Annotated in this window: 17 protein-coding genes; 6 read left to right on the forward strand and 11 right to left on the reverse strand. The window is 66.1% G+C overall.

Annotated features, from left to right (window positions below; all coding sequences use genetic code 11):
• The first annotated feature begins 53 nt into the window (after nucleotides 1-53).
• The 4 genes from U0042_RS05140 to U0042_RS05155 all read left to right on the forward strand — a co-directional run bounded on the left by U0042_RS05140 (nucleotide 54) and on the right by U0042_RS05155 (nucleotide 4,178).
• The gene (locus U0042_RS05140) at nucleotides 54-935 is read left to right on the forward strand and encodes an MBL fold metallo-hydrolase (protein ID WP_114813039.1); all 882 of its coding nucleotides are present in this window, start codon (nucleotides 54-56) and stop codon (nucleotides 933-935) included.
• Nucleotides 936-982: 47 nt separating this feature from the next.
• Complete coding sequence (locus U0042_RS05145) at nucleotides 983-2,638, forward strand: TIGR01244 family sulfur transferase (RefSeq protein ID WP_114813041.1); 1,656 nt, start codon at nucleotides 983-985, stop codon at nucleotides 2,636-2,638.
• A 37-nt stretch (nucleotides 2,639-2,675) separates the two neighbouring features.
• Nucleotides 2,676-3,479 (forward strand): sulfite exporter TauE/SafE family protein, encoded by an 804-nt coding sequence (locus U0042_RS05150; protein WP_114813043.1) that lies wholly within the window; start codon nucleotides 2,676-2,678, stop codon nucleotides 3,477-3,479.
• Between the two features lie 231 nt (nucleotides 3,480-3,710).
• Nucleotides 3,711-4,178 carry an MEKHLA domain-containing protein gene (locus U0042_RS05155; RefSeq protein WP_114813045.1) on the forward strand — a complete coding sequence of 156 codons (468 nt, stop codon included), beginning with the start codon at nucleotides 3,711-3,713 and terminating at the stop codon, nucleotides 4,176-4,178.
• A 97-nt stretch (nucleotides 4,179-4,275) separates the two neighbouring features.
• Here the strand turns inward: U0042_RS05155 and mhpT are convergent, their stop codons facing one another.
• The 4 genes from mhpT to U0042_RS05175 form a co-directional block, all read right to left on the reverse strand.
• Nucleotides 4,276-5,532, reverse strand: a complete 1,257-nt coding sequence (gene mhpT, locus U0042_RS05160) for a 3-(3-hydroxy-phenyl)propionate transporter MhpT (RefSeq protein WP_114813047.1) — start codon at nucleotides 5,530-5,532, stop codon at nucleotides 4,276-4,278.
• A gap of 271 nt (nucleotides 5,533-5,803) precedes the next feature.
• Nucleotides 5,804-6,418, reverse strand: coding sequence for a DUF5666 domain-containing protein (locus tag U0042_RS05165; RefSeq protein ID WP_114813049.1), 615 nt, complete (start codon nucleotides 6,416-6,418; stop codon nucleotides 5,804-5,806).
• A gap of 76 nt (nucleotides 6,419-6,494) precedes the next feature.
• Nucleotides 6,495-7,286, reverse strand: coding sequence for a molybdopterin-dependent oxidoreductase (locus tag U0042_RS05170; RefSeq protein WP_114813051.1), 792 nt, complete (start codon nucleotides 7,284-7,286; stop codon nucleotides 6,495-6,497).
• 1 nt (nucleotide 7,287) lies between these two features.
• Nucleotides 7,288-7,881 (reverse strand): cytochrome b/b6 domain-containing protein, encoded by a 594-nt coding sequence (locus tag U0042_RS05175; protein ID WP_114813053.1) that lies wholly within the window; start codon nucleotides 7,879-7,881, stop codon nucleotides 7,288-7,290.
• A 230-nt stretch (nucleotides 7,882-8,111) separates the two neighbouring features.
• On the opposite strand from U0042_RS05175, the gene U0042_RS05180 reads away from it, so the two are divergent.
• Nucleotides 8,112-9,599 (forward strand): HD domain-containing phosphohydrolase, encoded by a 1,488-nt coding sequence (locus tag U0042_RS05180; protein ID WP_114813055.1) that lies wholly within the window; start codon nucleotides 8,112-8,114, stop codon nucleotides 9,597-9,599.
• Between the two features lie 100 nt (nucleotides 9,600-9,699).
• Entirely contained in the window at nucleotides 9,700-10,146 is a 447-nt protein-coding gene (locus U0042_RS05185) for a YaiI/YqxD family protein (RefSeq protein ID WP_114813057.1), read from the forward strand.
• A 35-nt stretch (nucleotides 10,147-10,181) separates the two neighbouring features.
• Here the strand turns inward: U0042_RS05185 and U0042_RS05190 are convergent, their stop codons facing one another.
• From U0042_RS05190 to U0042_RS05220, 7 genes are all read right to left on the reverse strand, one after another.
• Nucleotides 10,182-10,343 carry a hypothetical protein gene (locus tag U0042_RS05190; protein ID WP_157977871.1) on the reverse strand — a complete coding sequence of 54 codons (162 nt, stop codon included), beginning with the start codon at nucleotides 10,341-10,343 and terminating at the stop codon, nucleotides 10,182-10,184.
• 69 nt (nucleotides 10,344-10,412) lie between these two features.
• Nucleotides 10,413-10,730: an H-NS family nucleoid-associated regulatory protein gene (locus U0042_RS05195; RefSeq protein WP_114813059.1), complete on the reverse strand. Its 318-nt coding sequence runs from the start codon at nucleotides 10,728-10,730 to the stop codon at nucleotides 10,413-10,415.
• Nucleotides 10,731-11,301: 571 nt separating this feature from the next.
• Nucleotides 11,302-12,672 carry a purine-cytosine permease family protein gene (locus U0042_RS05200; RefSeq protein ID WP_114813061.1) on the reverse strand — a complete coding sequence of 457 codons (1,371 nt, stop codon included), beginning with the start codon at nucleotides 12,670-12,672 and terminating at the stop codon, nucleotides 11,302-11,304.
• 234 nt (nucleotides 12,673-12,906) lie between these two features.
• Nucleotides 12,907-13,902 carry a biotin-dependent carboxyltransferase family protein gene (locus tag U0042_RS05205; protein ID WP_114813063.1) on the reverse strand — a complete coding sequence of 332 codons (996 nt, stop codon included), beginning with the start codon at nucleotides 13,900-13,902 and terminating at the stop codon, nucleotides 12,907-12,909.
• Nucleotides 13,892-14,767: a 5-oxoprolinase subunit B family protein gene (locus tag U0042_RS05210; RefSeq protein ID WP_114813064.1), complete on the reverse strand. Its 876-nt coding sequence runs from the start codon at nucleotides 14,765-14,767 to the stop codon at nucleotides 13,892-13,894. Before U0042_RS05210 ends, U0042_RS05205 begins: the two co-directional genes overlap by 11 nt.
• Entirely contained in the window at nucleotides 14,764-16,215 is a 1,452-nt protein-coding gene (locus U0042_RS05215; protein ID WP_114813066.1) for an acetyl-CoA carboxylase biotin carboxylase subunit, read from the reverse strand. The genes U0042_RS05210 and U0042_RS05215 overlap by 4 nt, the downstream gene beginning before the upstream one ends.
• A 5-nt stretch (nucleotides 16,216-16,220) precedes the next feature.
• Entirely contained in the window at nucleotides 16,221-16,466 is a 246-nt protein-coding gene (locus U0042_RS05220; protein ID WP_114813068.1) for an acetyl-CoA carboxylase, read from the reverse strand.
• Between the last annotated feature and the right edge of the window lie 5 nt (nucleotides 16,467-16,471).

Genomic DNA, 16,471 nt, shown 5'->3' on the forward strand with positions numbered 1-16,471 from the left:
TTGCCGGACACCGGCGAAGTGCCGCACCCCGTCCGTCAACTGGAGCCCCCGCCATGACCCACAGCACGTTTGCTGTCGAAGGATTCTTTGACCCCGCCACGTGGACCATCAGCTACCTGCTGCTCGACCGCGAGACGAAGCAGTGCGCGCTTATCGACAGCGTGCTCGACTACGACCCGAAGTCCGGCCGCACGCGCACCGACTCGGCCGACCGCCTCATCGCGCGGGTCGAAGCGCTGGACGCCCGCGTGCAATGGCTGCTGGAGACCCACGTGCACGCGGACCATCTGTCCGCCGCTCCGTATCTGAAGGCCCGGCTGGGCGGCCAGATCGCGATCGGCGAGCAGGTCCGGACGGTGCAGCAGGTGTTCGGCAAGCTGTTCAATGCCGGCCCCGGCTTCGCGACCGACGGCTCCCAGTTCGACCGGCTATTCGCCGACGGCGAAACCTTCGAAGTGGGGCGCGTGCAGCTGCGCGCGCTGCACACGCCGGGTCACACGCCCGCCTGCATGACCTACCTCGTGAGCGACGGCGACGACCACGCCGCGTTCGTGGGCGACACGCTCTTCATGCCCGACTACGGCACCGCGCGCTGCGACTTCCCGGGCGGCGACGCCTCGACGCTGTTCCGTTCGATCCATCGCATCCTGAGCCTGCCGCCGCAGACGCGGCTCTACATGTGCCACGACTATCAGCCGGGCGGCCGCCCGCTGCGCTATGAAAGCACGGTGGCCGAGCAGCGCGAGCACAACATCCACGTGCACGAAGGCACCACGGAACAGGCGTTCGTCGACATGCGCCACGCGCGCGACGCGAAGCTCGACATGCCCGTGCTGATCCTGCCTTCGGTGCAGGTCAACATGCGCGCCGGCCATCTGCCCGAGCCGGAGAGCAACGGCGTGTCGTACATCAAGATTCCGCTCAACGTGTTGTGAGGCGCGGCGGGCATCGGCTAACTAACGAAGATAGCGAAGAGACATTCATGGACATCAAACAACTCAGCGACGCTGTCGCCGTTTCGCCGCAGGTGCTCGTGGCCGATCTGCCGGCGGTGCGCGCGGCGGGATACCGCACGGTGATCTGCAACCGCCCCGACGGCGAGGGACCTGATCAGCCCACTTTCGTGGAGATCGAAGCGGCGGCGCGCAAGGAGGGCATCGCCGCGTACTACCTGCCCGTCGAGTCGGGCAAGATCAGCGCCCGCGAGGCTGCGCAGTTCGGCGAGTTGCTGCGGACGGTGCCGGGGCCGGTGCTCGCGTATTGCCGCAGCGGCATGCGCTCGGCTTCGCTTTGGGCGCTTTCGGGCGCGTCCGGCTACGCGGCGGGCGACATCGTCGCGGCCGGCAAGGCGGCGGGCTACGACCTCGGCGCAGTGGCCGCCCGCCTCGGAGAAAGCGGCGCGGGGGCCGAAAAGTGCTACGACGTGGTAATTGTCGGCGCCGGCGCGGCGGGGGTGGCGACGGCATCCAGCCTGCTCGCGCGCGACGCGGATCTCGACATCGCCATCATCGACCCCGCGCCGATTCACTACTACCAGCCCGGCTGGACGATGGTGGGCGCGGGCGTCTTCAAGCCGGAGACCACCGCGCGCCGCATGGTCGACGTGCTTCCACACAAGGTGCAGTGGATCGAGGCGGCCGTTGCGGCATTCGAACCCGAGAACGACGCCGTGGTGCTGGAGAGTTGCCGCAAGATCCGCTATCGGCAACTGGTGGTGTGCGCGGGGCTGAAGCTCGACTGGAACGCGATCGAAGGTTTGCCGCAGACGCTCGGCACCAACGGCGTCACGTCGAATTACCGCTACGACCTTGCCCCCTACACGTGGCAGCTCGTGCAGCAGTTGAAGCGCGGCCGCGCGCTCTTCACGCAGCCGCCCATGCCGATCAAGTGTGCCGGCGCGCCGCAGAAGGCCATGTACATGTCTTCCGATCACTGGTTGCGCACGGGCCGGCTCGGGCAGATCGAGGTCGAGTTCTTCAATGCCGGCGCCGTGCTGTTCGGCGTAGCCGACTACGTGCCGGCGTTGATGAAGTACGTGGAGCGCTACGACATCGCGCTCAATTTCGGCTTCAACCTGAGCGCCGTCGACGGTCCGGGCAAGCGCGCGATGTTCACGCGCACGCTGCCCGGCGGCGCGACCGAGCGCTTCGAAACGACGTTCGACATGATTCACGTGGTGCCGCCGCAAAAGGCGCCCGACTTCATCCGCTCGAGCCCGCTTGCGGACACGGCGGGCTGGGTGGACGTGGACCCGGCCACGCTGCGGCACAAGCGCTACGGCAACATCTATGGTCTCGGCGACGCGACCAACACAACGAACGCGAAGACCGCGGCGGCGGCGCGCAAACAGGCGCCCGTCGTCGCGCACAACGTGCTGGCCGCGCTGCGCGGACGGCGCGAGCTCGCGAACTACGACGGCTACGGCTCGTGTCCGCTCACGGTGGAGCGCGGCAAGATCGTGCTGGCCGAATTCCTCTACGGCGGCAAGGTGGCGCCCACGTTCCCGAAGTGGCTGATCGACGGCACGCAACCGTCGCGGCTCGCGTGGCTGCTCAAGGACCGCCTGCTGCCGCCGCTCTACTGGCGCGGCATGTTGAAGGGCCGCGAGTGGCTCGCGCATCCGCGGCTCGCCGACTGAGCGGCAGGGCTCTTCTTACGTTTGATTTGGAATCCTGATGGTTATTTCGTTGATCCTCGGCGCGATGGTGGGCGCGGTGCTGGGCCTCACGGGCGCAGGCGGCGGCATTCTCGCGGTGCCGGCGCTCGTGTTCGGCATGGGCTGGCCGATCCAGCAGGCGACGCCCGTGGCGCTCGTCGCCGTGGCGGGCAGTGCGGCGGTGGGCGCGCTGGAGGCCTTTCGCAAAGGGCTCGTGCGCTATCGCGCCGCGTTCTTCATGGCGGCGATCGGCGTGCCGGCCACGGCCGTGGGCGCACGACTCGCCCACGTGCTGCCGCAACGTCTGCTGCTCGCGGTGTTCGCGCTCGTGATGCTGGTGGTTGCGATCCGTCTGCTTCGACACACGCTGGCGCACGGCAATTCGCACGCGCCCGCGTCGGCACTGTGCGTGGCGCACGTGAATCCGTCGACCGGCCGTCTCGTATGGTCATGGACCACCGGTGCCGCGCTCGCCGCTGTCGGCGCCGTGACCGGCGTGATGACGGGGCTGCTCGGCGTAGGCGGCGGCTTCATCATCGTGCCGATGATGCGCAAGCTTACCGACGTCTCCATGCACGGCATCGTGGCCACCTCGCTGATGGTGATCACGCTGGTGGGCGGGGGCGGCGTCGTCACGACGATGCGGCACGGCGGGCCGCTTCCGCTCGACGTGGTGTTGTGGTTCACGCTCGCCACGGCAGGCGGCATGCTGGTGGCTCGCATCGTGTCGCATCGGCTCTCGGGGCGTCACGTGCAGCTCGGTTTTGCCGCCATCCTCATTGCGGTGGCGCTGGGACTGGCGGCGAAGGCCGCGTTTGGCTGATCATCACGAACGTGCTTCTGGGAGGAGGCAGAAGCGCCTTGAAAGGCGGCAACGGCCTGTGGCCGTGCGTGTGCCGCTTTTCGACCTGGAAACGGCTTTTCCCCTACACTCGACGGCGGCCATTCCGGACGCGCTGCAACTGGGTGACCTGTGGGCCGACGTCCGATAGCATCACGTGCCCCGAGCCGTGCCCCCGTTCGCGTACGCAGTCGATTGCAGGAGCCTTCCCCGATGTCGTTGAGCACCGATGCAGACTTCTTCCGCCTTCTCGCCGACAGCTACCGGCGTCTTCTAAATCGATCCCTCGTTCCCGACGGCATGAGCGCTGCCGAAGGCGCCGCGTGGTTGTATGGCGAAGCGCCGTTCGGCATTCTTGCGCACAACACGGCGCCGGACCCGGTGTTCGTCTACGGCAACCGGCGTGCGCAGGCGATTTTCGGCTACGACTGGGACGAACTGACGGCACTGCCTTCGCGTCTTTCGGCGGAGCCCGTCGAACGCAGCGAACGTCAGGCCTTCCTCGACCAGGTGACCCGCGACGGCTTCGTGTCCGGGTATCGCGGCGTGCGCATTACCAAATCGGGCGTGCGCTTCTGGATCGAACAGGCGACCGTGTGGCAACTCACCGATGCGGCCGGGAATTATCGCGGCCAGGCCGCGATGATCCCGGACGTGCGGCTCATGGACGGGGGCGCGTAGACGGTACGTTCGGCGACCGGCGCAATGCCGCGTGCCTGTTCGCGCGTGCCGGTCCGCGATGATCCGACTGCGCACGTCGCCGGTCACGAAACGAACTTCACGCGCCCTGAGCACCCAGCGCGCGGCGCTGCGCGAACGAGCCCGCGACGCTGAGCGCGGCGACCGCTGCGATGGCCACGAGCGGAATGCTCGCGCCCACCAGCATCGAGGGGCTCTGACCGAGCGCGAAAAGCTGCCCTGCCACGAGCGGTCCGAGAATCGAACCGAGACGGCCCACCGCGACGGCCGCGCCCACGCCCGTGCCGCGCACCTCGGTCGGGTAGGCATGGCCCGCGAGCGCATACAGCACCGACTGACCGCCCACGATGAAGAAGCCGCAGAGCAGCCCGCCCACGGCCGTGGAGCTGGCTCCGCCGGCGTTCGCGAGCACGACGAGCGCCGCCACGATGCCGACGTACATGCCGACCACGGTGCCGCGCCGGCCGAAGCGGTCCATGATCGTCGCGATGGCAACCGCGCCTACGCCGCCGCCGATGTTGAACATCATGAGCACGAGGTTCGACTGCACGCGCGAGAGGCCGCGCGCGAGCACCATGGAGGGCAGCCAGTTCATCAGGAAATACAGCACGATCAGGGTGCCGAGGTAGCTGATCCACAGCGCGATCGTGGTTCGCGCGCGGCCATGGCGCCAGAGCGCTTCGGTCACGCCCGGCGTGCCTTGCTTCGTTGCCGCCGACGCCTTCGCTGCCTTCGTCGCGATGAACTGCTGCGACTCGTGCAGGAACAGGCCCAGCAGCGGCACCATGATGATTGGTCCAAGGCCGCCGACGTAGAACACGTGGCGCCAGCTCGCGTCCGCCGCACCGAACATGCCGATGACGGCGGCAATGGCCGCGCCGAACGGCATGCCGCAATACATCGCGCCCACCGCCGTGCTGCGCTGCTGCGGACCCGCGGCTTCCGAGCACAGCGCGATCAGATTGGGCATGGCCGCACCCAGGCCCAGGCCCGTGAAGAGACGCGCGACGAGCAGACTTTCGAAGTTCCAGACCGCCGTGGTGGCAAGCGAGAACAATCCGAACAGCGCCACCGACCACATGAGCACGCGCTTGCGCCCGAAGCGGTCCGCAAGCCGGCCGCCCAGTGCCGCGCCGGGCAAGAGCCCGATGGCGCCCGCGCTGAAGGCCCAGCCCATCTGCGCCACGGCGAGATGAAACTCCTTCGCCATGCGCGGCCCGGCCACGCCCGCCGATTGCAGGTCCAATCCTTCGAGCAACGCAATCGCCAGACACAGGGCGATCGTGGCCTTGCTGAGCGTGCCGCCTTCTTCGGCACGATGGTTTCGCGACGTCATAAAAGTCTCCAGATCTAGTTGTGAGCCGCTCTTCCGGCGGCTGGTTGGGAGCGATGCCGCTTACCGCCAAGGGGCGATGTGCGGCGCGCGGAGTCGCGGCTGCAAGCCGGGACTCGTCACCGAGGGGCGGACGTTTTGCCGCAGCCCGTGATTGGAGCCGAGTCTAGGATGCGGCCCGCCGCGCGCTCAACCTTTTCGGAGAAATGTGCATCGCGTGCACATACTTGATTCTGTGGACTTTTTTGACGCCGATTGTCTGGGGCCGCCCGATTTACATCGGCGGCGCGACGCCGTCTTTCTCCACGACGATCTGATTGCCGCTGTAGGCGCCGCCCTTTGCCTGCGTGGCGATCACGAATACATGCTTGCCCTTGGTCAGGTCGTCGCGTGTGGCGGGAATGAGCGTCACGACGGGCGCGGTGGTCGGCACGGTGATGGTGTTGGTGCCGCCCTTGTACGAAAGCTTGAGTTCGCGACCGCTCGTGGCCTGCACCACGGTGTCGACGTTCGCGTTGGTCATCGAGCTATTTGCGCCAAGGTCCCACGCATAGTGGCCCTCGCCGGTGCCGCGCGCCGCTTCGGGGAACACGAGCACTTCTTTCGCCACGAGCTTGCCGTCTTCGCCGGGCATCGCTGCCGCGCCGACGTAGCTGCCGGGCTTGATATCCGCGAGTTGCACGGCCTTCAAGGCGTTGACGCGCGTGGCGTCCTTCAGGTCGATGTTCACCGTGTCGCCGCTGCGCCGGTGTACCACCAACGTGCTGCCGGAGAACGATTCGATCGTGCCTCTGATGCGTTCGGGCTTGTCGGAAGATGACTGCGCGAACGCTGCGTCGGCGAGGCTCAGCATGAGTAACGAAACGGCGAGTGTGCGGCGTGTGGACATGAAAGCTCCTGATGCAATAGACAAACGTGACGATGGCCAGGGAGAGAGGACGGACCCGGCGTTGGGTTGTGCCGGCTCAGGAACCCCCGAACCAGTTGTAGCCCTGGTTCTCCCAATATCCGCCCGGGAATTCGTTCGTGACGGTGATGGCCACGATGTGTTTGGGGTTCTTGTATCCAAGCTTGGTAGGTATGCGAAGTTTCATCGGGAAGCCGTACTTCGCGGGCAGGACGGCGCCGTCGTAGGTCAACGTGAGCAGCGTCTGCGGGTGAAGCGCGGTGGGCATATCGATGCTGGTCCAGTAGCCGTCGGCGCAGTGAAACGCCACGTACTTCGCGGTGGTGTCGGCCTCGGCTCGCGAGAGGAAATCGGAAAACGGCACGCCGCCCCATTTGCCGATGGCGCTCCAGCCTTCGATGCAGATATGCCGCGTGACCTGGCTTCGTTGCGGCAACGCGCCCAGTTCCGCGAGGCTCCAGACAGCCTTGCCTTTAACGCGTCCCTTCAGCTCGAGGCGATACGTTTGCGGATCGACCTCCGGTACCTGGTCGATGTCGTAGTAAGCGTTGAACGGGAACGGCCGCGCGATCATCGATTCGGGGTACGTCGGCGCGAGCTTGTGCGGATCGAACAGCCATGCCTGCGCGTCGTCGTTCAACCGGGACACGCGGCGCAGCATCGCCTCCACCGAGTGGCCCGATTTGAGATCGCAACCGGAAAGCAGCATCAGGCCGCCAAGCGTGAGCATTCTTCGGCCGAACAGGCGTCGCGCCGACGACTGGAGTTCGCGCTGGGCGTCTTTGACGATGGAGGCCGCATCGGGTTCACAGGCGAAAGCGGGCGACGCGTCGTTGTTCCGGATGCCCATGTCAGCGCCCCCGAACCATCGTGAGCAACGAGCGCGGAACGATGGCCACCATCGTCACGTGGACGGTAATGAAACCCACGATCGCGCTCATCGCGACGAAGTGCACCACGCGGGCGTTGTCGAATCCGCCCATCAGGCCGCTCAGGAGAGGCAATTGCACGGGCTTCCAGATCGCGAGGCCGGACAGCACGAGAAGAGCGATGTCGGCGATCACGAAGAGATAGGCCAGCTTCTGTACGGCGTTGTACTGGCTCAGGTCGCCGTGCGTCAGACGGCCTCGCAGGGCGGCCACGATGTCTGATCGCAGCGCGCGGACCGTGACCGGAAACAGCTTCCGGCGCAAGCGTCCCGTTGCGATACCGATTGCCAGATAGACCAGAAAATTGGCGCCCAGCACCCACATGATCGCGAAGTGCCAGAGCAGCGCACCGCCCAGCCAGCCGCCCAGCGTAATGGCGGGGGCAAACCGGATGGCGTGAAAAATGGGCGATGCGTCGTAGACCTGCCAGCCGCTCATGCACAGGCCGATCACGCACATGGCGTTGATCCAGTGGAAGAGGCGAACATAGGCGGGATGGATGACATCGCGATTCAAGGCAGCTCCATGCGCAATAACGTTCGGTTGAGCCGCAGTAAACGGCAGCGAGGCGCGGAATATTCCGGGTTCCGCGGCACGGAGTCCGTCGCGCTGATGCAGCGACCGACCTCGATGGACGAGAGCATGTCATCTCGTTGGATCCGGCAACATCGGTCGAATGACCGATCTTGTGCGCACGACTTCGTCGCGTATGATCGACCGCAGCTCCTCGCCACTTCCTGCCCTCAATGCCGACGTTCGACCTCGAAACAAGCCCGCCCCCGCTGCGCGTATTCGACTGCGTAAGAGCGCTCGCCTTCATCGGTGACCTCAGCATGGGCCAGCCCACCGACCATTCGTTGCGTACCGGGTGGCTGGCAGCACGCCTCGCGCAGGCGGCCGGGCTCGATGCGTGGGCGTGCGACGCGGTTCGTGAAGTGTCGCTGCTGCGCTGGTCGGGTTGCACGGCGAACGCGGCGGGTTTTGCGGACGTGTTCGGCGACGACATCGCGATTCGCCTCGCGATGCTCGAAAGCCGGCCAGGCTGGGCCGAGCGGCTCGAAGCATCGGGCGGCGCCGGTGCCGTGATGCTGCCGCTCGCGCAAATTCACTGCGAGGTATCGGGCGAAGTTGCACGCATGCTGGGTCTTTCGAGCGTGACCGAAACCGCGCTGCGTCACATCTTCGAAACCTGGGACGGCGCGGGGTTGCCGGGGCGTATTGCGCGCGAGAGGGTGCCCATGCCGGTATTCGTGGTGGCGCTCGCGGGCGACCTGGAGATTTTCGGCCGCACGTATGGTATCGAGCGGGCGCTGGCGCTCATCGAGCAACGGTCCGGTGCACGGTATCCCACGCGCCTCGTTCAGACGGCGGCACGCCATGCGGCAGCGTGGCTGGCGGAACTGGAGGGCGCGTCGCTGGCCGATTTCGATGCTGCGCTGATCACGTCCGACATGCAGCAGACCACGTCGGCTGAACTCATCGCCGACGTGATCGATTTGAAGCTGCCGTGGATGACGGGATTTTCGCGCGCGGTCGCGGCCACCGCGGCGGCCTGTTGTGCCCGGCTCACGCCGGACAAAGCGGCGCATGCGCGGGTTTATCGAGCAGGCTTGATTCACGGCGCCGGCCGGGCCGCCGTGCCCAATAGCGTATGGAATATGGCTACGCCTTTGCCTGCGAGTGCCTGGGAGAAGGTGCGGCTGGTGCCGTATTGGACGGCGCGCGCCGGCAAGCAGACCGGCGCGCTTGGCGAAGCGGCGGAACTCGCCTCGTATGCCTACGAACGGGAGGATGGTTCAGGATATTTCCGCGGCGCGAGCCGTCAGGCGCTGACGCTGGAGGCGCGTGTACTCGCGGCATCCGTGGCGTGGGTCGCATTGCGCTCGGCGCGGCCCTGGCGCGCCGCACTGTCCGCCGACGCGGCCGCGCAAATGCTGCGCTACGAGGTGGCGGCCGGCCGGTTAAGCGAGGAAGTTGTCGACGCACTGGTCACGGAGCAGGCGCCCGTCGTGCGGCGGCCAGCCAGAAGCGCGTCGCAGGGGCCGCCGCTATCGCCGCGCGAGATCGACGTGCTGCGCGTGATCTCGCGCGGCGCGAGCAACAAGGAAGCCGCGCGCGAGTTGACGATGAGCCCGAGCACGGTGCGCACGCATGTCGAAAACGTGTTTCGCAAGCTCCAGTGCTCCACGCGCGCGGCGGCCACGCTCAAGGCATCGGCGATGGGGCTGCTTTAGCCGGCTTCACGCAGCGGTCGATGTCGCAGCACACGGCAATCGCGACGTAGCGCGCGTGAGCGGTAACATGAGGCTTCCTTTCTCTGTCGGAAATACCTCGATGCAAGTGCTGGTTGATGCAGACGCCTGCCCGGTCGTCGTCAAGGAGATGTTGTTTCGGGCCGCACGGCGCGTCGAAGTATGCGTGACGCTGGTGGCGAATCAGTATTTGCGCACGCCGCCTTCGCGCTTTATCAAGGCGGTGCAGGTGCCGGCCGGCTTCGACGCCGCCGACAACCGCATCGTCCAGCTCGTCACACACGGCGACCTCGTGATTACGGCGGATATACCGCTCGCCGCGGCGGCGCTCGAGAAGGGCGCTCATGTGCTGGACCCGCGCGGAAGCTGGTTCAGCCGCGAGAACATCGAAGAGCGGCTCACCATGCGCGAGGTCATGGACCAGCTTCGCAGTTCGGGTGTGGGCACGGGCGGCCCGGCGCCTTACACCGCCAACGACAGCAAGGCCTTCGCCGGCCAACTGGACCGCTTTCTCGCACGCCATGCCTGACGTAGGGCCGTAAAGCAGTCGGGCGAACCCGTCATTCACGCATCCAGCACCAGCGGTCCGAGTGGATTATCGATAAGCATTTTCCACTCGCCGAAAAAGCCGGGAACTCGATCGACGTTACCTTCGTTGAATGCCTGATCCGGCAGCTCCACCCCATGCTGCGGACTTCTCGCCGTGAGCGGTTGTGTTCCGGCCATGCGACGACCCCGCACGCGTTTTTATTCCGGCGGCGCTCGATCCCCGCCGTGCGCCGCATCGCATTCGCTCTAACGGGAATTCGAGCGCGCGAGCGGTGTACCGGCGAATGGGTCGTTCGCCCAGTCCGGGCCTTTTTGCACGGGCGGCTTTGAAACCGGCTCCGACGGCAATTCGAAATGCTCGAGCGACTGCCCCGCGCTAATGGCCTGTTTCAGCCATTGCGGCATTGGCCCTTCGCCGCTCCAGCTCTCGCCATTCGCGCTGCGATAACGGCCCACCTGTGCATCGGCGGCGATTGCTGAGGCCAGATCATCCGGGCTAATTCCGAATTCCTCCATGCGGTGACGGAGATAGGCAATCATGCTGTCGCGCTTGCGTTCATCCATGAAACTTGCTTCCTTACAAACCGGTATCCGACATTTTTCTTGATTGCGTGCGGCAACGCACGGCATGCAGAGCCGCCTCGCGGGCAGTTCGCCGTCGCCGCATCAAAATAGTGCCATAGGTACTAACCGAACTCGCCGTCGTTGGCGTGCGGGAGAATACACGGATATATCTCGACGCATCGATACGGCGCATGCTTACGTCGCCCGCCTTCCCGCCATCCGCAGCGATTAACGCTGCGGATATCGGCCGACCGGATGCGCCAGATACGCCCGGATCAGCTTGCGGTGAGAGGGGAGTCGAACGGTTGAAGGCGGGATTTGGCCTGAATCGGACCCACCGCTGGGGTGCTGTCCGGGGAAAGCTTCTCGCCGACCGTGCGAGACATCATACGCCGGTCGCCAGCGGGATTGCGCCGACGCCTGCAATTTCATTTTTTTGACCGGCGCGCTGCCGGTTCATTTTGCGCGACGCGAGACGCTTCGTTCGAAGCATCTTTCCCCATTCGCCGCCGCAATCGCCGGCGAAAAAACGGCGCTTGCGGCAGCGTTATCGAAGAGAGCCGGGTGGTTTTCAATAACTGCCCGTATCCTCCCCACGCACGAACCACGTCCTTTTCGCCGACGCCAGCATGCCGCGATAAACGAGCCACGACACCACGAAGCTGGCCGGCGCGGAAAGCGACTGCACGGTGCCTTGCATGTTCATCAGCACGAAGCCGGCGAAGGCGCCCGCGAACCATGCGGTCAAACCGCCGGGGTTGAATGCGGGCACATGCGAATCGCGATACTCGATCGCATCGCCCACCAGTTCGTCATAGCGTGCCGACAGAATATGCGCGAGCGCCACGCCTACCCACGCCACGACGAAAATGCCTTGATAGGCGAGCGCCTGAAGGATCTTCGAAAACACGTCGGCCATCATCAGCGCATAGACCACCACGCCCACCACCAGCGCCCACGCGAACTTCGGCGCGCGCAGGCCGGCCACCTTCTGGAAGAACGCCTGCATGTTGATGGTCGCGAGATAGTAGTTCGCCGTGTTGATGCGCGACTGCGTGACCCACACGAACAGCAGGCCCCAGATGCCCATGAGCTTGAGCAGTGCCAGCACGACGGAGACTTCGGAAAGCGTGCCGAGGCCCGGCGTCGTGCTGACCAGATAGATGCCCACGGCGCCGTTCAACAGGAACGTGACCAGATAGAACGGCATGCCGAAGTTGAAGCGGGCGTGGTAGACGGCGTCTTGCCTGCGGCCGAAACGGGCGTAGTCGAAGGTGAACATCATGAGCACCCAGACGCCCATGTAGTACACGAAGCAGTTCCACCAGCCGTTGGCGGGCACCGCGCCTTTCGGGCCGAAGTCGAGCCATGCCGCGTTGTAGCCGTATTCGTGGGTGGTCAGCACGACCGCGGCGACGAGCCCGAGCAGATAGAACGGCAACAGCACGCCGTTGAACTTGTCGAGCCAGTGCTGCACGCTGCCGAACACGAGCGGAACGCTGTAGCAGACCACGATGAGCGCAGCCCATCGGTAATCGAGCACGGGAAAGAGGCTGTGCGCCGCTACCGCGATGACGGAGCCTTCGAATACCGCGTAATAGATGGCCGTTGCGAAGAAGATCAGGGTGGCGAGCGCGGCTCCCGAACTGCCGAACAGCACGCGCGAAAACAGTGCGACCGACAGGCCGGTGCGCACCGCATAGCGGCTGATCACGGCGTTGACGAGCCCATACGACACCACCGAAAGCGCCATGCCGATCAGCGCATTGCGCGCGCCGTAGGTGAGCGCGAGCGTTGCGCCGACCACGATGTAGAACACGGCGCTGCATACCGCCCACCATGCCATGGTGAGCGAGAACGCCGGCATGCGGGCGCTGTCCGGAATGGCAGCGGTCGATAGATCGAGGTCGCCTCCGGCGACTTCCTGCGTCAGATTGGCCATCAACGTGCTCCTCAATACACTGCGGGTCCAGGAAGGGCGGCGCCATGAGCGAGCGCGCTGACGCCGCCGGATAACGAACAGACTGCGCGAACAGAAACTGCGTGGGTCGTGCATCGATCGAACGGGCGCACGGGGCCGCGCGCGCCGCGAGGCAGCGTGCGGTGATTGAAAACGTGCGCTGGAAAGACGAGCCGCCGTGCGGCGCATGCGGCTCGCGGCGAACTGCTTTGCGCGCTATCGCAGCAGCACTTCGCGCAGGCGTGCGAGTCTCAGTTGCGCTTCACGCCGTGCGGCGAGCGTTTGCGCCATCGTGACGGGCACGAAGCGCGCCTGATGGTTCGGCTGCATCTGGCCAATCCGGTCCATGTCGGCGCTGATGACGGTGCCGATGGTCGCGTAGCCGCCGCCTGACACTGCATCGCGATGCAGGATGATCGGCTCCAGTCCGGCCGGCACCTGAATCGAGCCCACCGGATAGCAGGCGTCCACGATGTTCGACGGATCGGCGCCCGCGCCGAACGGCTGCTCGCGCGGCTTGAATTCGAGCGGCCTGCCCTGCTTGTAGCGATAGCCGATGCGGTCGGCTTCGGGCGCCACCACCCAGGCGTCTTCGAAGAAAGACGCGGCCGATGCGTCGGTGAGGCGATGGTGGTAGAGGCCCGGCAGTACCCGCAGTTCGACCTCGCGGGCAAGCGGCGAGCGCAGCGCGGCGGGCAGTTCCGTGCCTTCGCGCGCCGGTCCGCGCTCGCGTCCCATCGCGAGCCGGTCGCCCTTCTGCAGACGCCGGCCTTCGTGGCCGCCGAAGGCGCCCAGCGCATAGGTGGAGCGGCTGCCCAGCACCACGGGCACGTCGATGCCGCCTGCCACGGCCAGATACGCGCGTGCGCCGCCTTTCACGTAGTCGAACGTGAGCGTGCTGCCTGCCTTGATTCGCAGCGCGACATTGCAGGCCTGCGCCACGCCGTCGATCTTCGGCAGCATGTCGGCGCCCGTGACCGCGATCAGCGTCTCCGCATGGAACAGCAGTTGCGGGCCGAGCAGCGTGCATTCGAGCGCGGCGGCGGATTCGAGGTTGCCCACCAGCAGATTGGCCGCGCGCAACGCGTATTGATCGAGCGCGCCGGAAGGTGGAATGCCGACGTGGTAATACCCTTGCCGGCCGGTGTCCTGCACCGAGGTGGCGAGGCCGGGCTTGACCACTTCGATGGCGAGGCGGGAATCAGTCGGCATGGAGCACCTCGACCAGTGAACGGTTGTATGCGTCGGGGTCGCGCAGGAAGGATTCGAGCGAGAAATTCACGTCGCGCACGCGCAGCGAGAACGTGCCGGCTTCCACGGCGGCCACGGCTTCGTCGTACGCGGCGCGGTCAATGGGCTTGAACTTCACGATGTCGCCGGGCCGGAAGAACACCATGAAGTCGCGCAGATAATCGAGCCGCTGTGCCGGATCGAAGATGGGCGCGGGCGTCACGCCGAACATCTGATAGCCGCCCGCGCCGCGCACCGAGTAGATGCAGCCGAAGCAGCCGCCGTGGCCCACCGTCAGCTTCGGCGTATCGGTGCGGGGCCGCACGTACTTGGGCACCTGCAGTTGCCGCGCGCGCTCGACCATCTGGAACATGAAGGGCAGACCCGCCACGAAGCCCACCATCGAGACGAACCACGGCGAGCCGGCGTGCGCGGCGATGAAGTCGTCCACGCTGGCCTTGCCGTTGATCCGCGCCGCGTATTCCAGATCCGTCGACTCCGGGTCCTGATGCCGCTCGCGAAAACGCATCAGCGTTTCGTGCGTCCACGGGTCGTTGTACAGCACGGGAATTTCGATGATGCGCGTGGCGATGTTCAGCTCCGCATCGCCGGTTTGTGCCTCGATGTCCTTGAGCAAGGCGAGCAGCGACTCGGGGTCGATCACGTCCGGGTCGTAGCGCACCTGGTAGGACGCATTGGCCGGGCAGATGTCGACGATGCCGGGCACGTCGCGGCGCTGCAGTTCGCGCGTGATCGCCGTGCCCTTGAAGAAGGCGTCGAGCGACATTTCCTCGCTGATCTCCACGAAGATGAATTCGTCGCCGCCGAACGTATAGCGGGTGGTCATGCGGCCTCCTCGTGGTGCGCGGCCGCGGCGGCCAGTTGTTCGCGCGACGCCGCGAGCCACGCTTCGAGATAGTTCGTGTGATAGCGGCCCGCGCGCACGTCGTCGTCGGCCAGCAAGGCGCGATGCAGTTGCGCCGTGGTCTTCACGCCGCCGATGTGCAGTTCGGCAAGCGCGCGTGCGAGGCGCGCGAGCGTGGCGGGGCGGCTTTCGTCGAAGACGATCAGCTTGGCGAGCAGCGAATCGTAGAACGGCGGCACCACGTAGCCCGGATAGAGCATGGAGTCGATGCGCACGCCCGGACCGGCTGGCCACACCAGTTCCTCGATGCGTCCGGGGCTCGGGCGGAAATCGTGCGCCGGGTCTTCGGCGTTGATCCGGCATTCGATGGCCGCGCCGCGCATCACGATGTCGCTCTGGCTCAGGCGCAAGGGTTCGCCGTCGGCGATACGCAGCGTTTCCCGCACGAGGTCGACGCCCGTGATCGCTTCGGTCACCGGATGCTCGACCTGGATGCGCGTATTCATTTCGATGAAATAGAACTCGCCGCGCGCGTCGTCGAACAGATACTCCAGCGTGCCCGCACTGCGATAGCCCACCTGCCGCGCGAGCCGCGTCGCCGACGCGCACAGCGCGCTGCGCAGTGCCGGCGTGAGCGAAGGCGAGGGCGCTTCTTCCATGATCTTCTGGCGACGCCGTTGCAGCGAGCATTCGCGCTCGAACAGATGGACCACGTCGTGCCCGTCGCCCAGCACCTGCACCTCGATATGCCGGGCGCGCGCGATGAAGCGTTCGAGATAGACGCCGCCGTTGCCGAACGCGGCCTGCGCTTCGCGCTGCGCGAGCGGCAGTTCGGCATCCAGTTGCGCAGCGTCGTGCGCCACGCGGATGCCGCGCCCGCCGCCGCCGGCTGCCGCCTTGATCATCACCGGATAGCCGATGCGCTCCGCGATGCGGCGTGCTTCGTCGAGCGAGAGCACGATGCCGTTGCTGCCCGGCACGGTGGGAACGTCGGCACGCTGCGCCGTTTCGCGCGCCTTGGCCTTGTCGCCCATGGTCGCGATCACGTTCGACGAAGGGCCGACGAAGATCAACCCGGCGGCCTCCACCTGCGCCGCGAACGCCGCGTTCTCCGACAGGAAGCCGTACCCCGGATGGATGGCGTCGGCCCCGCACTGTTTTGCCGCGGCAAGAATGGCCGACGGATTCAGGTAGCTCTTCGCCGCGTGCGACGAGCCGATGTGAACGGCCTCGTCCGCCATGCGGGCCGCGAGGCTTTCGCGGTCGGCGTCGCTCACCACGGCCACCGCCCGCATGCCCAGCTCGTGCGCGGCGCGGATCACGCGCACGGCGATCTCGCCGCGATTGGCGACCAGCACCGTGCGAATGCGCCTGGGTTGATAGAACGCCGTGCCAACGGCGTCGGCATCCGACGAATTCACTCTGCTCATGGCGCTCATTCCTCGATCCGCATCAGAACCTGGCCCGCGTCGACGGGCTCGCCGTCGTCCACCAGAATTTCGATCACGCGGCCGGCTATGCCCGCTTCGACGTCGTTGAACTGCTTCATCACTTCAACCAGTCCCACCACCGTCCCGCTTTCCACTGACGTACCGGCTTCGACAAAAGGCGCGGCATCGGGCGACGGGCGCCGGTAGAACGTGCCGGGCAAGGGACTGACGATCTCGTGTTGTTGTGCCATCTGGG

This window comes from Paraburkholderia kururiensis (genome assembly GCF_034424375.1).
Taxonomy (GTDB): domain Bacteria; phylum Pseudomonadota; class Gammaproteobacteria; order Burkholderiales; family Burkholderiaceae; genus Paraburkholderia; species Paraburkholderia kururiensis_A.

What these genes read in the sequence shown, in the direction of transcription:
- U0042_RS05145 (WP_114813041.1), top strand. Translation starts at nt 983, where the DNA reads ATGGACATCAAACAACTCAGCGACGCTGTCGCCGTTTCGCCGCAGGTG.
- U0042_RS05215 (WP_114813066.1), bottom strand. Translation starts at nt 16,215, where the DNA reads ATGAGCAGAGTGAATTCGTCGGATGCCGACGCCGTTGGCACGGCGTTC.
- U0042_RS05210 (WP_114813064.1), bottom strand. Translation starts at nt 14,767, where the DNA reads ATGACCACCCGCTATACGTTCGGCGGCGACGAATTCATCTTCGTGGAG.
- U0042_RS05185 (WP_114813057.1), top strand. Translation starts at nt 9,700, where the DNA reads ATGCAAGTGCTGGTTGATGCAGACGCCTGCCCGGTCGTCGTCAAGGAG.
- mhpT (WP_114813047.1), bottom strand. Translation starts at nt 5,532, where the DNA reads ATGACGTCGCGAAACCATCGTGCCGAAGAAGGCGGCACGCTCAGCAAG.
- U0042_RS05220 (WP_114813068.1), bottom strand. Translation starts at nt 16,466, where the DNA reads ATGGCACAACAACACGAGATCGTCAGTCCCTTGCCCGGCACGTTCTAC.
- U0042_RS05205 (WP_114813063.1), bottom strand. Translation starts at nt 13,902, where the DNA reads ATGCCGACTGATTCCCGCCTCGCCATCGAAGTGGTCAAGCCCGGCCTC.
- U0042_RS05200 (WP_114813061.1), bottom strand. Translation starts at nt 12,672, where the DNA reads ATGGCCAATCTGACGCAGGAAGTCGCCGGAGGCGACCTCGATCTATCG.
- U0042_RS05190 (WP_157977871.1), bottom strand. Translation starts at nt 10,343, where the DNA reads ATGGCCGGAACACAACCGCTCACGGCGAGAAGTCCGCAGCATGGGGTG.
- U0042_RS05165 (WP_114813049.1), bottom strand. Translation starts at nt 6,418, where the DNA reads ATGTCCACACGCCGCACACTCGCCGTTTCGTTACTCATGCTGAGCCTC.
- U0042_RS05140 (WP_114813039.1), top strand. Translation starts at nt 54, where the DNA reads ATGACCCACAGCACGTTTGCTGTCGAAGGATTCTTTGACCCCGCCACG.
- U0042_RS05170 (WP_114813051.1), bottom strand. Translation starts at nt 7,286, where the DNA reads ATGGGCATCCGGAACAACGACGCGTCGCCCGCTTTCGCCTGTGAACCC.
- U0042_RS05180 (WP_114813055.1), top strand. Translation starts at nt 8,112, where the DNA reads ATGCCGACGTTCGACCTCGAAACAAGCCCGCCCCCGCTGCGCGTATTC.
- U0042_RS05150 (WP_114813043.1), top strand. Translation starts at nt 2,676, where the DNA reads ATGGTTATTTCGTTGATCCTCGGCGCGATGGTGGGCGCGGTGCTGGGC.
- U0042_RS05195 (WP_114813059.1), bottom strand. Translation starts at nt 10,730, where the DNA reads ATGGATGAACGCAAGCGCGACAGCATGATTGCCTATCTCCGTCACCGC.
- U0042_RS05155 (WP_114813045.1), top strand. Translation starts at nt 3,711, where the DNA reads ATGTCGTTGAGCACCGATGCAGACTTCTTCCGCCTTCTCGCCGACAGC.